Here is a 14,198-nt window from a genome sequence, read left to right on the forward strand (position 1 = left end):
CAACCTGAAGGGTGTCTATTTGTGCAGTCAGACCTTCATGCCTTATATGATCGCTCAGCGCTTCGGGCGAATCATTAATGTTTCCTCGGTATGGGGAATCACGGGAGGCTCATGCGAGGTGGTCTACTCCGCCGCAAAAGGCGGGGTTAACGCCTTTACGAAGGCCTTGGCCAAGGAGCTGGCCCCATCGGGAGTGACGGTGAACGCTGTGGCGCCCGGCGCGGTCCGAACCGAAATGATGGACCGTTTTGATCCGGAGGAGCTGAGACAACTGGAGGAGGAGATTCCGGCTGGAAGATTGGCTGCACCCGAGGAAATCTCTTCGCTCGTCTATTTCTTGGCGTTGCCGGAGTCCGGATATATTACGGGTCAAATTATCAGCCCGAACGGGGGCTGGATGACTTAGACTTCCAAAGCTCATGAAAGTTCAATTCCTGAATTCACCTTTAGCATCGGACGCATAAGCACCGCTTTAAAATCACATATTACAACTGTTGATCTTCAATGATTTTAAATCGCCAACCCCATAAGGAGGATTTAATCATGTCAACAGTACTCAAAAATTTTGATACCTGGAAGAAATTTCTCGGTGACCGTATCGAGCATGCGGAGAAAATCGGGATGAGCGAAGAGGCGATTGCCAACCTCGCTTACGAGATCGGCGGATTTCTGGATGAGAAGGTGGATCCTCAGAACGAGGCGAACCGGACACTGAAGGCAATATGGGACGTAGGCGATGAAGAGGAACGCAAGACGATCGCTCGTCTCATGGTGAAGCTGTCCAAGCAAAGCAGCTAACCCGGAAAAGCTCCCTTTCAGGGGGCTTTTCGCCCATCTCAGAGAGCGGCTTGCCTTTCAATTCTATTTTATATATCATAAGACACGTATCAAATGTTCCAGATGCATAAGCTTTGTTTAAGATTGGGGCAAGTTATTTTGCAAATATGCAGGAAAACTGATTGGAATTGTCGAATGTTGCGAGATAGGAACAAAAGAAGGTGCTTGTTATGGATATAAAGCAATGGTATCTGGAGTACAGAATACATAAGAATCGTCCCGGACTGCTGGGAGATATCGCTTCAACTCTCGGTATGCTCGAGGTTAATATATTGACCATTAACGGCGTGGAAGGACAGACTCGCGGATTACTGCTGGAAACGGATGACGATGAGAAGATCGGTTTGATTGACAAAATGCTCAGAAATGTTGACAGCATTACGGTTACAGCACTTCGCCCACCGCGCCTTGTCGACCTGCTTGCGGTGCGTCACGGGCGGTATATTGTTCGGGATTCGGATGACAAGAAGACTTTTCGATTCACCAGAGATGAACTGGGATTGCTCGTCGACTTTTTGGGTGAATTAATGAAGAGAGAAGGACATCAGGTGATCGGTTTACGGGGGATGCCCCGGGTTGGAAAGACAGAATCGATCATTGCAGGAAGCGTCTACGCGATGAAACGCTGGACCTTTGTCTCTTCGACGCTGCTCAGACAGACTGTCAGAAGCCAATTGTCTGACGATGAGATGCATCCTCAGAACGTATTTATAATTGATGGAATTGTTAGTACAATTCGTTTGAATGACAAGCACCATCATTTATTACAGGACATTATGAAGATGCCCTCTACAATTGTCATTGAACATCCGGATGTGTTCGTGAAGGAGACTGAATATTCCTATGACGATCTGGATATTATTATTGAGCTTCGTAACAATCCGGATGAGCTAATCGTATATGATACGTTTACGACAATGTACACGGATGATGTGTAATGCGAGTTCAAAAGTCGCAGCGTGTCAATTAATTAACAGGAGGTGATGGTAGTGTCTGATCTGGGCCAAAAACTTAAAGAAGCCCGCTTAGCCAGAGGAATGACCCTGGAAGATGTTCAAGAATTGACCAAAATACGTACAAGATACCTGGAAGCCATCGAAGCAGGAGACTATAAAGTGTTGCCGGGCAGTTTTTATGTTCGGGCCTTTATTAAAACCTATGCCGAAGCGGTCGGAATCGACCCCGATGAATTGCTGACAGAGCATCGGCAGCATGTTCCGGATCCAGCTCCCGAGCCTACCATGGAGCCGGTGCTGCAGAAGCGCCGGAGCACACGCGCGGCGGAAAGAAACTCAAAATGGCTGTCAACGACACTCATGTGGTCGTTCGCCGTGCTCATTTTGGTTGTTATATATATGTATTTCACCGTCTGGGGCAAGTCGGACGAGATGGCTAATAATGATCAGCCCGATCCAACCCGGGTTACGAATAACAGCGAGATTGGCAGCGGGAATTCCGGGAACGGGGCTAATAACGGCACAAACAGCAATCCAGGCAACAATGATACAGGCAACGATACTTCGGTTGATTCTGGGGAACCAGGCACAAATAACACAGGTTCTGGCAACAATCAGGGAGGAAATAACTCCACCGAGCAGGGAAGCATTATTGTTGCTCAAGATGGGAAAGAAGGCAGCACAACTAAATTTGTCGTGCAGGCGCCTGCGGATGCACAGGTTCCCGTCGTAATTACGGCGAGCGGAAGAAGCTGGGTGGAAGTGCGCAAAGGGGACAAATCAGGGGAAAAGCTGTTCTTCGCCACCATGGAGAGCGGGGACGTCCTTAATTATGATCTTGGCGCCGAAGGCTTGTTCATTAAATCCGGGGCTTCTTCGTATACAGTGATTACGGTAGGCGAACAAGTTGTGGAGGATGGCAAGACCACTTCCAGAATCCAGTTGAATCTGGGCGAGGTGCCGGATTCTGCGGGAAATGAAGAGAACGGTGCTAATTCTACTACGAATACTACAGGCGAGTAAGCGCCTGGATTCAATATATGTTATGGAAAGGCGGTTGGACAAATGGCTTCCGAAAGCTCGTTTGATATTGTCTCGAAAATGGATATGCAGGAGCTCACGAATGCGATTGACCAAACAGAACGGGAAATTGCGAGCCGGTTTGATTTCAAAAACAGCAAGAGCGAGCTTAAGGTGGAGAAGGACGTGCTCGTTATCGTCTCGGATGATGAATATAAGCTGAATGCAGTAGTCGATATTTTGCAATCGAAGATGATCAAGCGGGGATTGCCAATCAAAAATCTGGATTATGGCAAGGTAGAGCCGGCTTCCCTAGGAACCGTGCGTCAGCGGATCCAGTTGAAGCAAGGAATTGATCAGGAAAATGCGAAGAAGATCAACATCCTGATTCGGGATTCCAAGCTGAAGGTCAAGAGCCAGATTCAAGGGGATCAGATTCGGGTTACGGGCAAGAGCCGTGATGATCTGCAGCAAATTATCCAGATGCTTCGCAAGGCGGATTTGACGGTCGATTTGCAATTTACCAATTTGAAATAGCAGGATTGATCTGTCTCGTGCAGCACCGAAAGGGATGCGCGGGACTTTTTCATGTTTTTGACACGGTTGCTGCGGAGATATTATACTTAATTAGGTTTTTTAATTTATGGGGGATAATCACTATGTCAGAAAAAGTGAAGATCGTTACACTTGGCTGTGAGAAAAATCTGGTTGACTCCGAAATTATGTCTGGTTTGATTGATGCACGCGGCTATTCGTTGGTTGAACGCGAAGAGGATGCCACCGTTATTATCGTTAACACCTGCGGTTTTATCGATGCTGCGAAGGAAGAATCGGTTAATACGATTCTCGATCTGGCCGAGCTCAAGGAGACCGGCAGATTGAAGGCGCTGATCGTCTCCGGTTGCCTGACTCAGCGGTATAAGCAGGAGTTAATGAAGGAAATGCCGGAGATTGACGGCATTGTAGGGACCGGTGATTTCCATCATATTAATCAAATCGTGGATGAAGCATTAAAGGGGAAGAGACCTGTTTTTGTCGGGAATCCGGTGTTTAATTATGAAGAGAAGCTGCCGCGGAAGCTCACTACGGCCAGCTATACAACCTATATAAAAATAGCTGAGGGATGTGATAACAACTGCACCTTCTGCAGTATTCCGATCATGCGAGGCAAATTCCGCAGCCGATCTATGGATTCGATTCTGGCGGAAGCAGAGCTTCTTGCTGGACAAGGTGTGAAGGAGATCAGTCTGATCGCTCAGGATTCCACTAATTATGGTACGGATCTGTACGGTGAGTATAAGCTGGCCGAGCTTCTGAACAAGGTCAGCCAGGTGGAGGGGGTTCATTGGGTAAGGCTTCACTATGCATATCCTGGATTTTTCACCGATGAATTAATCGATGAGATCGCCAATAACCCGAAAGTATGCAAATATATCGATATGCCGCTGCAGCATAGTGAGGATGCGGTACTGAAGCGGATGCGAAGGCCGGGCAGGAACCGGGATATCCGGGAATTGATCGCCAGAATCCGGGACAGAATACCGGGTGTGTCATTGCGAACCTCGTTGATTGTAGGCTTTCCCGGGGAGACAGAGGAAGAGTTTGCAGCTCTTTGCGACTTTGTCCGGGAGGTTAAGTTTGACCGTTTAGGGGTATTTACATATTCCAAGGAAGAGGATACGCCGGCTTCCCGGCTTCCGAATCAGTTGGATGAGGATGTGAAGGAATGGCGGGCCAATACTCTGATGGAGGTTCAACGTCAGGTAGCGGGCGAGACCAGTAGAAAATATATCGGGCAGGTGCTGGATGTGCTTCTGGAAAAATATGATGGACGCAGCGACGTATATGTCGGTCGCTCTCAATATGATGCTCCTGAGATCGACGGGGAGGTCTATGTGACGCGGCCCGGCTCAGAGATTGGGGACATTGTCAAGGTTCGCATTACTCATGCATATGAATATGATCTTTCCGGGGAGGGATTCCTTTGAACCTGCCAAATCGGATTACGCTAGCCCGGATTTTTATGATTCCGCTAATGCTGGTCTTTTTATTGGTCGATATTGATGCCGCCTGGTGGTCTTATGCGATTGAAATCGGAGATTACTCGCTTCCGCTGAACCAGTTGATCGCTGCCCTGATCTTCATTATTGCCGCAAGCACCGACGGGATTGACGGGTATATTGCGCGCAAGCATAACCTGGTGACCAATCTTGGCAAGCTGCTTGACCCGCTTGCTGACAAGCTTCTTGTGGCTTCGGTGCTGATCGCACTGGCAGCCATGGGCAAATGCGATGCATGGATCGCTATCGTGATTATAGCGCGGGAGTTTGCAGTAACAGGCTTGCGGGAGGTCGCCCTTCTGGAGGGCTCGGTCATTGCTGCCAGCAATTGGGGGAAGGCCAAGACCATTACCCAGATTGTGGCGATTTCGGCTCTGCTGCTGAACAATTTCCCGTTTGTGTGGCTGAACGTTCCGTTTGATGTGATCCTGATCTGGCTTGCTGCGCTGATTACGATTTACTCGGGGATCGACTATTTCGTGAAGAACAAGTCCGTACTGAACTTTTCGAAGATGTAAGGAGACTTTCATATGAAGGCTGAACTGATTGCCGTAGGCACCGAGCTGTTGCTCGGACAAATTGTAAATAGTAATGCCCAGTACCTATCCCGGGAGCTTGCTTCACTCGGGATTGATGTTTATTTTCAGACTGTGGTGGGTGATAATCTGTCCCGGCTGTCCGAGGCGATTGAGACTGCTGCGAAACGGGCGGATATTCTATTGTTCACAGGCGGTCTTGGACCGACACAGGACGATTTGACGAAAGACGCTGTCGCGGCTGTCCTGGGGCGCGGTTTGCACATTGACCGGGTGGCTATGGATAATGTAGAGAAGTTCTTTCAAGGGCGCAAGGTACCCATGACGGAGAATAACCGTCGTCAGGCGCTCGTTATTGACGGCGCTACCCCGCTTGCGAACGAGACCGGACTTGCGGTTGGCAACGCGATTGCCCAGGACAGCAAGTTTTATATTTTGTTGCCCGGTCCCCCTTCGGAAATGAAGCCGATGTTCGAGCATCAGGCGAAGCCTTGGATTCTCCAGCATGTATTAACGGAGGAGCGGGCCCTGTACTCCAAGATGCTAAAGTTTGCGGGAATTGGCGAATCTGGTCTGGAGACCAGATTGCTTGATCTGATCGAGCAGCAAACAGATCCGACCCTGGCCCCTTACGCAAAGGAGAGCGAGGTAACGATCCGCTTATCAACCAAAGCATCCTCGGAGCTGGAAGCGATGGAGCGACTTGAGGGCCTGGAGGCGGAAATTGCCCGGCGGCTGCCGGAGCATTTGTACGCGACTGAGGATGTTCCGATTGAGAAGACAATTGTTGATCTCATGACAGAGCAAGGACTTACGGTCAGTGCGGCAGAGAGCTGCACCGGCGGGCTGCTGATGCAGACGATTACCAGCATTCCTGGCAGCGCCACAGTGTTCCTCGGAGGGATTGTGTGTTATTCCAATGCGATGAAGGAGAAGCTGCTGAATGTCCCTCATGATCTGCTGGAAGGCGAGAATGCTCCGGGGGCCGTCAGTGCGGAGACTGCCAAGGTGCTTGCGGAACAGGTTCGCATGATTGTGGATACGGATTTCGGGCTCTCTGTCACCGGTGTGGCCGGCCCGGGCTATTCGGAGCGCAAGCCTGTCGGACTCGTATATATCGGCATCTCCAGGAGAGACGGGGATACCGAGGTGCTGGAGCTTAATCTGAAGGGGAACAGAGACACGATCCGTCTTCGCTCTGCAAAGACCGTGCTGTACCATCTATGGAGACGGTTGAAATCGGAGCAGCAGAAGCAGTAGCACGGATGCAGAGGAATCCCGCAATAATACCTTATCCATTGCCAATCGGCGAAGGTTCGGGTTATACTAAGTGTACGGAAGAACCGTAGCGAACTGATTCAGTGGCGCTGCGGTTCTTTTTTTTGTGATTAGCGGATTTTGAATTTCTTAGCGGGAGGAGGTGCTGGAGGCGGGGAATAAAATTACGAATGTATGTTCGAAAAAATGCTTGGCAAACTTATCAAAACAAGGTACAATTAAGTACGTAAGAAACGAATGATGCGTGTTTTACCTATCATATTGAAGGATGTGAGCTGATTGTCAGATCGTCGTGCTGCGCTGGATATGGCGCTTCGTCAAATAGAAAAACAATTCGGAAAAGGTTCAATCATGAAGCTTGGAGAGTCCACGCATATGCAAGTGGAGGTTGTGCCGAGCGGATCGATTGCTCTAGATATTGCACTTGGGATCGGAGGATTTCCTCGCGGTCGGATTATTGAAGTATACGGACCGGAATCCTCCGGTAAGACTACGGTTGCCTTGCATGCCATTGCAGAGGTTCAGAAGGCTGGCGGACAAGCTGCCTTTATCGATGCAGAGCATGCGCTGGACCCGCTCTATTCCAGCAAGCTGGGTGTGAATATTGATGAGCTTCTGCTGTCCCAGCCGGATACCGGTGAACAGGCGCTGGAAATCGCAGAAGCACTTGTGCGCAGCGGCGCGGTGGATATCATCGTTATCGACTCCGTAGCGGCTCTTGTACCGAAGGCCGAGATTGAAGGCGAAATGGGGGATTCCCATGTAGGCTTGCAGGCCCGCCTGATGTCTCAAGCACTGCGTAAGCTGTCCGGTGCCATCAGCAAGTCGAAGACGATTGCTATCTTCATCAACCAATTGCGCGAGAAGGTTGGCGTTATGTTCGGTAATCCGGAGACAACGCCGGGCGGACGGGCGTTGAAGTTCTATTCATCGGTTCGTCTGGATGTGCGCCGTATTGAGACGATCAAGATGGGCAATGACATGGTCGGCAACCGTACGAGAATCAAGGTTGTAAAGAATAAGGTAGCGCCTCCTTTCAAGCAAGCGGAGATCGATATTATGTATGGTGAGGGAATCTCCAAGGAAGGAAGTATTATCGATATCGGAGTTGAGTTGGATATCGTAGATAAATCCGGGGCATGGTACTCCTTTGCGGGAGAGCGTCTTGGCCAAGGACGTGAGAATGCGAAGCAGTACCTGAAGGAGCATACGGACATTTCCAATACGATTGAACAAAAGATTCGTGAAGCCAGCAATTTAACCACTTCGGTGGCCCCTGCCTCAGCCGATGAGCTGGAGGAGGAAGCGCAGGAAGAACAAGCACTGTTTGGTGAAGAATAATTCATAGTTCGAGTTCAAAAGGTCAGCTTTTCAGCACCGAGAAGGTTGTGAGAACCCGAAGAAGGAGGAACGGAGTGTAGGAGACCCTACATGAGTACCGGACTTCGAGGGTGAACGCAAGATTCGATGTTGAATCAACCCCTTGAATACACTTCGTGATCAATAGATGACTTTTGAACAACCTCTTATAGTGACATATCGCTTATTCTGGCGCTCTGGAGCCGGGGAATGCTCCCTGGACAGAGCGCTTTAGCATGTGCAGAACTGGAGATGATGGCTCATGAAAGAAAACGGCGAACCTAGTGAACGCGATTACCGCGATGCGAAGCGTAAAGGCGGAACGGAGCGGGCGCAGGATGTTGTTGACATATCTGATGAAGATTTTTGGCATACAGACAGGGCGCTCGGCAGGAGCAAGGCTCGAAAGCATACGGATACTTTTAATGATCCTCCCTCCACTCAGGAATCTGCAAAAGGCATTGATGCGTTCCCTGCAGATGAAGAGCTGATCATTACATCGGTAAGCCTATTGAAGCGGCCGAAGCATCGCTACCGGATCTCTTTTGGTATATATACATTAGAGATTCATGAAGATGTAATGATCAAATATCGGATGATGAAAGGCTCCGTCTTTACCCGTGAAGAGCTGGAGGAAATCGTCCTGGCTGATGAACGACAGCGGGCTTACATCGATGCCTTGACTGCGCTGAGCCGCAAGATGAGAACCTCTTATGAAATCGGAATGCGGCTGGAGGAAAAAGGCTGGAGCAAAGAAATTGCCGAAGATGTCCTAAAGCGGCTTCGGGAGGAGAAGCTGATTGACGATGCTGTATACGCACAGGAATGGGCCCAGCAGCGTGTTAGAAGTCGGGGCAAGGGCAAAATGTGGGTAAGACATGAACTGCGTCAGAAGGGCGTCGAGAAGCCGCTAATCGAGGAAGCGCTAGGGATGGTCAGCGAGGAAGAGGAATTGAATAGCGCTCATGAGCTGGCTTTGAAGAAATGGCGGTCATCCACAGGAGAACTGCAGGATCGAAAACGAAAGACAGGTGCTTTTTTAATGCGCCGCGGTTATTCCGGATCGCTTGTCTCGCGGGTGCTGCGCAATATCATCGAACAGGAAGGAATAAACAGCACGGATGACGAGGAATGGGAGGAATAATCCACCAGAAGCGGACATGAGCTGTCATTTACTTGACAATTTCTTTTGACAAATAATAAAATGAACATGAATCTATTTTAAATGGAGTCTTTTTTCCTTCCAAATTAATGACTCCGTGAAGGATTCAATTTGTCAGTCATGAAGGCAGTGCAGCCTTTAATGAATTCTTGTAATTAATGATGAATGTGAAAATTACAACTGCAAGCATCCCAGGGAATGCCTTGGAGGAAACAGCGGGGAGGTGAACAGATGCATGAGGGAATCTGGATCGCTCTCGTTGCCGCCGCTTTATTCTTTGGGTTCGGGATCGGATATTTTATTCGCAAATCTCTTGCAGAAGCTAAAATTTCCAGTGCGGAAACTGCTGCCGCTCAAATTGTAGAAAATGCGAAGAAGGAAGCAGAAGCACTGAAAAAGGAAACGGTTCTCGAAGCTAAGGACGAAGTCCATAAGCTGAGAAACGAAGCTGATAAAGACATTCGTGAACGTCGGAATGAAATTCAACGACAAGAAAGACGATTGTTGCAAAAGGAAGAGTCGCTGGATAAAAAATTGGAATCGCTGGAACGTAAAGAAGAGCAAGTAGCCGGCAAAGAGAAGCGGATCGAAGAGACACAGCAGCAGATTGACTTGATCTACAAGAGTCAAGTTCAAGAGCTTGAGCGGATTTCGAATTTGAGCATGGAGGATGCCCGCACCATTATTCTCAACAATGTGGAGCAGGAAGTTCGCCATGAGACAGCTCAAATGATCAAGGACATTGAACAGCAGGCGAAAGAGGAAGCGGACAAGAAGTCCCGTGAAATCATTGCGTTGGCCATCCAGCGCTGCGCAGCTGACCATGTAGCTGAGACAACCGTCTCGGTAGTAACCTTGCCGAATGAAGAGATGAAGGGCCGGATTATCGGACGTGAGGGCCGTAATATCCGTGCGCTGGAGACACTGACCGGTATTGACCTTATTATTGATGATACACCGGAAGCAGTTATTCTTTCGGGCTTTGATCCAATCCGCCGGGAGATTGCCCGTACCGCACTGGAGAAGCTGGTGGCGGACGGACGTATCCACCCTGCGCGGATCGAAGAAATGGTTGATAAGTCCCGTCGCGAGGTGGATGAACGGATTCGGGAATACGGCGAACAGGCCACCTTCGAGGTGGGTGTTCATGCGCTGCATCCGGATCTGATCAAGATTTTGGGGCGGCTCAAATTCCGGACAAGCTATGGACAAAACGTGCTGAAGCATTCCATGGAGGTAGCATATCTGGCCGGCCTGATGGCCGGAGAGCTGGGCGAGGACATTACACTTGCCAAGCGGGCCGGGTTGTTGCATGACATTGGTAAGGCGCTTGATCATGAAGTGGAAGGATCTCATGTCGAAATCGGCGTAGAATTGGCTAAGAAGTATAAGGAACATCCGGTGGTCATCAACAGTATCGCTTCCCACCATGGCGATTGCGAGGCGACGTCTGTGATCGCCATGCTCGTCGGTGCAGCTGACGCATTATCGGCTGCAAGACCGGGAGCGCGCCGCGAGACGCTGGAGACGTATATTCGCCGTTTGGAGAAGCTCGAGGAAATTTCCGAATCGTTCGAGGGTGTTGAGAAATCGTTCGCGATCCAAGCGGGTCGCGAGGTGCGCGTCATGGTGCAGCCTGAGAAGATTGATGATGCGGAAGCCTTCCGTCTGGCAAGAGATATTACGAAGACGATTGAAAATGAACTGGATTATCCGGGGCATATCAAGGTTACCGTAATCCGTGAGACGCGGGCGGTTGAATACGCGAAGTAAAGGACATGCTGAAAAGTGGCCCCCCGCGGGGCCGCTTTTTCACGTCTAATAGTGCAGGTTTTAAAAGACGACCTTTTGAACAACCTCTGATAGAACAGAACTTCAGGCTGTCGCAGAGGTTAGCCAGTGAGGAGGAGACAACATCAAAGTACTGTTTATCGGAGACATTGTAGGCAATACCGGACGGAAGGCGCTAAAGGTTACCTTGCCGCATCTGAAATCCAAATATAATCCTCATATCATTATTGCAAATGGTGAGAATGCCGCATCCGGAAGAGGGATTACGGCCAAGATAGCCCGCGAGTTTTTTGAGATGGGTATTCATGGACTGACGATGGGCAACCATACCTGGGATAACAAAGAGATTTTTGACTTTATAGATGAGGAGCCGAGGATGGTTCGTCCGGCCAATTTTCCAGAAGGCACACCAGGCACAGGCCATACGATTATTCGTGCTGGAGGTAAAGAGCTTGCCTTGATTAACCTGATGGGGCGGACGTTCCTGCCGGCCATTGATGACCCGTTCCGTGCAGCTGATGAGCTCGTCGCGGCAGTGTCCAAGAAGCATAAGTGCATTCTTGTAGACTTCCATGCCGAAGCCACCTCGGAGAAAATCGCCATGGGCTGGCATCTTGACGGTCGGGCATCCATTGTCGTGGGGACACACACCCATGTGCAGAGCAATGACGATACCATCCTTCCGCAAGGAACGGCGTATCTGACTGATGCCGGAATGGTGGGCTCGCGGGAAGGGGTTCTAGGCATGGAAAGAACGGCTGTGCTGCGCAAATTTACGACTCAATTGCCGGTCCGCTTTCAGGTCTGTGAAGGAAAATGGCAGTTCCATGGCTGTGTAGTGGATATTGATGAAGCGACCGGACATGCCCGGAAGCTGGAGAAGATCCGATTGATGGAAGACGAGTGGATCATGGAATAAACGGGTAAACCCTCCATACAGGAAAAAGCAGGAATTTTTTGAACGCTCCCGAATATGTTTCTAATAGTGGGATCGAGCAAACCATTTTTCCCAGGAGGTAATTGCCATGGAAGTATTAAAAGTATCAGCAAAATCCAATCCCAACTCCGTAGCCGGTGCGCTTGCTGGCGTCTTGAGAGAGCGCGGCGCAGCTGAACTGCAGGCTATTGGGGCGGGGGCCTTGAACCAAGCGATTAAAGCGGTAGCGATTGCCCGGGGATTTGTGGCGCCTAGCGGTGTCGATCTGATCTGTATTCCGGCATTTACGGATATCGTCATTGATGGGGAAGACCGTACAGCAATTAAGCTAATCGTAGAACCGAGATAAGTAACAGCAAAGAATATATCGGATAATGAAGCCTGTTTACAATCAATGTAGACAGGTTTTTTTGCATTCTTTCAGGACAAACGGGGTATACAGTAGTATAAAATGGAGGGATTCGGCGTGGAACGAAGAATGATAGATTTGCACTGTGATGCGTTAAGCAAGCTTCAGCTCAATCGGGAGCTTCAATTTTGCGATGATGAGCGGCTGGATGTGAATGTGCAGCGTATGATTCAAGGCGGGGTCGGCGTGCAGTGCTTTGCCATCTATCTGTCTGAGAAGCTGGGCAAACCGCAAATGAGTCATATTCTGGATCAATTGGACCTGTATACCTCCGAGATTGTTGCGCAAGGAATTATGCCGATCAGCACGGCTCAAGAGCTGGAACAAGCCGAGAAGCAGGGGCGGCTGGGCGGACTGTTATCCATCGAAGGTGCGGATGGTCTGGAGGGGAATCTGCACTATGTGAAGGTCTGCTATGAACGGGGAGTACGCTTGCTTGGACTCACCTGGAATTACGCCAACTGGGCTGCCGACGGCATTCTTGAACCAAGAGGGGGAGGGCTGACTCCGGCGGGAAGAGAGCTTGTCCGCTTCTGTCAACGCCTTGGCATCATTCTGGATGTATCGCATTTATCGGTAAAAGGGTTCTGGGAGCTTGCGAGTATGGCTGAGACTGCCGGAACGCCGCTGATTGCTTCCCATTCCAATGCATATAAGGTATGCCCTCATGCCCGCAACCTGCAGGATGATCAGATTCGCGCGCTGATCTCGCTGGACGGGAGGATCGGCATTACCTTCGTCCCCTGGTTTGTGAAGCAGACGAAAATCGTTGAGCGAATAGATATTTTACCGCATCTGGATCATGTGTGTGCCTTGGGGGGAGAGAAGCATATTATGTTTGGCTCTGATTTCGACGGAATTGAACGGCATGTTAAGGGATTGGAGCATGCGGGTAAATATGAGGAGTGGGCCGACCTGCTGCTCAAATATTATCCGGAAGAGCTTGTATCAGGCTGGTTGTACGGAAATGCAAAAGTCTTTTTGAAGCGGTGGCTCCCCTAAAAATAAGAAAGCGCTTTAATTCATCCAATCATGATATGGATATCATCGAAAACTACTATATGAAATAGGAGAGAAAACGCTTGCTTTTTGTCTGATTCAGACATAAAATTGACATGACTCTGAAACAGAATGTTCACATTTATCTCGGTTTGAATAATATTTTTCATAGGTTGAACGTTCTGTCAGCACTTATTATATTTCATTTTTGTGCGATCCAATAAAGGGGTGGGCGATCTTGATTAGTCAATTGTCTTGGAAGATCGGTGGGCAGCAGGGAGAAGGAGTAGAGAGTACTGATCGAATTTTTTCAACGGCTTTAAACCGGTTGGGTTATTATTTATATGGTTATCGTCACTTTTCTTCAAGAATCAAAGGCGGGCACACAAATAACAAAATCCGGATCAGCACCAGTCCGATCCGTTCGATCTCGGACGATCTGGATATATTGGTCGCATTCGACCAGGAGACGATCGATTTAAATGCGCATGAGCTGCATGGCAGCGGCGTAATTGTGGCGGATGCCAAGTTTAATCCCGTTGTTCCCGAAGGGGTGAATGCCAAGCTGTTTGCGGTGCCGATTACGAGCATTGCTGAAGAGCTGGGAACCTCGCTGATGAAGAACATGGTTGCTTCCGGCGCCTCCTGGGCACTCTTGGGACTGCCGCTTGAAGTGTTTAACAAGGCGGTCGAGGAAGAGTTCGGACGCAAGGGTCTGGCCATTGTGGAGAAGAACGTGGAGGCGGTCAAACGGGGCGCAGACTATGTGCTGGAGCTCGCGGGCGGTCCGCTCGACCAGTTCAAGCTGGAGCCTGCGGACGGGAAGCAGAAGCTGTTCATGATCGGGAATGATG

At 49.6% G+C, this 14,198-nt stretch carries 15 protein-coding genes; all 15 read left to right on the forward strand.

Annotation, left to right across the window (positions count from 1 at the left end; all coding sequences use genetic code 11):
* Nucleotides 1-406: SDR family oxidoreductase (locus TX85_RS27410; protein WP_044478421.1), on the forward strand; the 406-nt coding region annotated here is incomplete at its 5' end.
* Nucleotides 407-543: 137 nt separating this feature from the next.
* Nucleotides 544-798, forward strand: coding sequence for a DUF3243 domain-containing protein (locus TX85_RS07210; RefSeq protein WP_044478423.1), 255 nt, complete (start codon nt 544-546; stop codon nt 796-798).
* Nucleotides 799-1,007: 209 nt separating this feature from the next.
* Nucleotides 1,008-1,775 (forward strand): DUF3388 domain-containing protein, encoded by a 768-nt coding sequence (locus tag TX85_RS07215; RefSeq protein WP_044478424.1) that lies wholly within the window; start codon nt 1,008-1,010, stop codon nt 1,773-1,775.
* A gap of 45 nt (nt 1,776-1,820) precedes the next feature.
* Nucleotides 1,821-2,816, forward strand: a complete 996-nt coding sequence (locus TX85_RS07220) for a RodZ domain-containing protein (RefSeq protein ID WP_316244878.1) — start codon at nt 1,821-1,823, stop codon at nt 2,814-2,816.
* A 42-nt stretch (nt 2,817-2,858) separates the two neighbouring features.
* On the forward strand, nt 2,859-3,350 hold the full coding sequence (locus tag TX85_RS07225; protein ID WP_044478427.1) for a YajQ family cyclic di-GMP-binding protein: 492 nt from the start codon (nt 2,859-2,861) through the stop codon (nt 3,348-3,350).
* Nucleotides 3,351-3,472: 122 nt separating this feature from the next.
* The gene (rimO, locus tag TX85_RS07230; protein ID WP_044478428.1) at nt 3,473-4,801 is read left to right on the forward strand and encodes a 30S ribosomal protein S12 methylthiotransferase RimO; all 1,329 of its coding nucleotides are present in this window, start codon (nt 3,473-3,475) and stop codon (nt 4,799-4,801) included.
* Nucleotides 4,798-5,391, forward strand: coding sequence for a CDP-diacylglycerol--glycerol-3-phosphate 3-phosphatidyltransferase (gene pgsA / locus TX85_RS07235; RefSeq protein ID WP_044478429.1), 594 nt, complete (start codon nt 4,798-4,800; stop codon nt 5,389-5,391). Before rimO ends, pgsA begins: the two co-directional genes overlap by 4 nt.
* Nucleotides 5,392-5,403: 12 nt before the next feature.
* Nucleotides 5,404-6,669, forward strand: a complete 1,266-nt coding sequence (locus tag TX85_RS07240; protein ID WP_044478430.1) for a competence/damage-inducible protein A — start codon at nt 5,404-5,406, stop codon at nt 6,667-6,669.
* A gap of 297 nt (nt 6,670-6,966) precedes the next feature.
* Complete coding sequence (gene recA, locus TX85_RS07245) at nt 6,967-8,028, forward strand: recombinase RecA (protein ID WP_044478431.1); 1,062 nt, start codon at nt 6,967-6,969, stop codon at nt 8,026-8,028.
* Nucleotides 8,029-8,308: 280 nt separating this feature from the next.
* Nucleotides 8,309-9,190: a regulatory protein RecX gene (locus tag TX85_RS07250; RefSeq protein ID WP_081671668.1), complete on the forward strand. Its 882-nt coding sequence runs from the start codon at nt 8,309-8,311 to the stop codon at nt 9,188-9,190.
* A 249-nt stretch (nt 9,191-9,439) separates the two neighbouring features.
* The gene (gene rny / locus TX85_RS07255) at nt 9,440-10,981 is read left to right on the forward strand and encodes a ribonuclease Y (protein ID WP_044478432.1); all 1,542 of its coding nucleotides are present in this window, start codon (nt 9,440-9,442) and stop codon (nt 10,979-10,981) included.
* Nucleotides 10,982-11,123: 142 nt separating this feature from the next.
* Nucleotides 11,124-11,918, forward strand: a complete 795-nt coding sequence (locus tag TX85_RS07260; protein WP_044478433.1) for a TIGR00282 family metallophosphoesterase — start codon at nt 11,124-11,126, stop codon at nt 11,916-11,918.
* Between the two features lie 106 nt (nt 11,919-12,024).
* A complete protein-coding gene (locus TX85_RS07265) occupies nt 12,025-12,285 on the forward strand; it encodes a stage V sporulation protein S (protein ID WP_006286829.1) in 261 nt (86 codons plus the stop codon).
* Between the two features lie 117 nt (nt 12,286-12,402).
* A complete protein-coding gene (locus tag TX85_RS07270) occupies nt 12,403-13,347 on the forward strand; it encodes a dipeptidase (protein WP_233500641.1) in 945 nt (314 codons plus the stop codon).
* 235 nt (nt 13,348-13,582) lie between these two features.
* The coding region (locus TX85_RS27415; RefSeq protein ID WP_044478435.1) for a 2-oxoacid:acceptor oxidoreductase family protein at nt 13,583-14,198 on the forward strand (616 nt) is incomplete at its 3' end.

This window comes from Paenibacillus antibioticophila (genome assembly GCF_000455265.1).
In the GTDB taxonomy this organism is placed as follows: Bacteria; Bacillota; Bacilli; order Paenibacillales; family Paenibacillaceae; genus Fontibacillus; species Fontibacillus antibioticophila.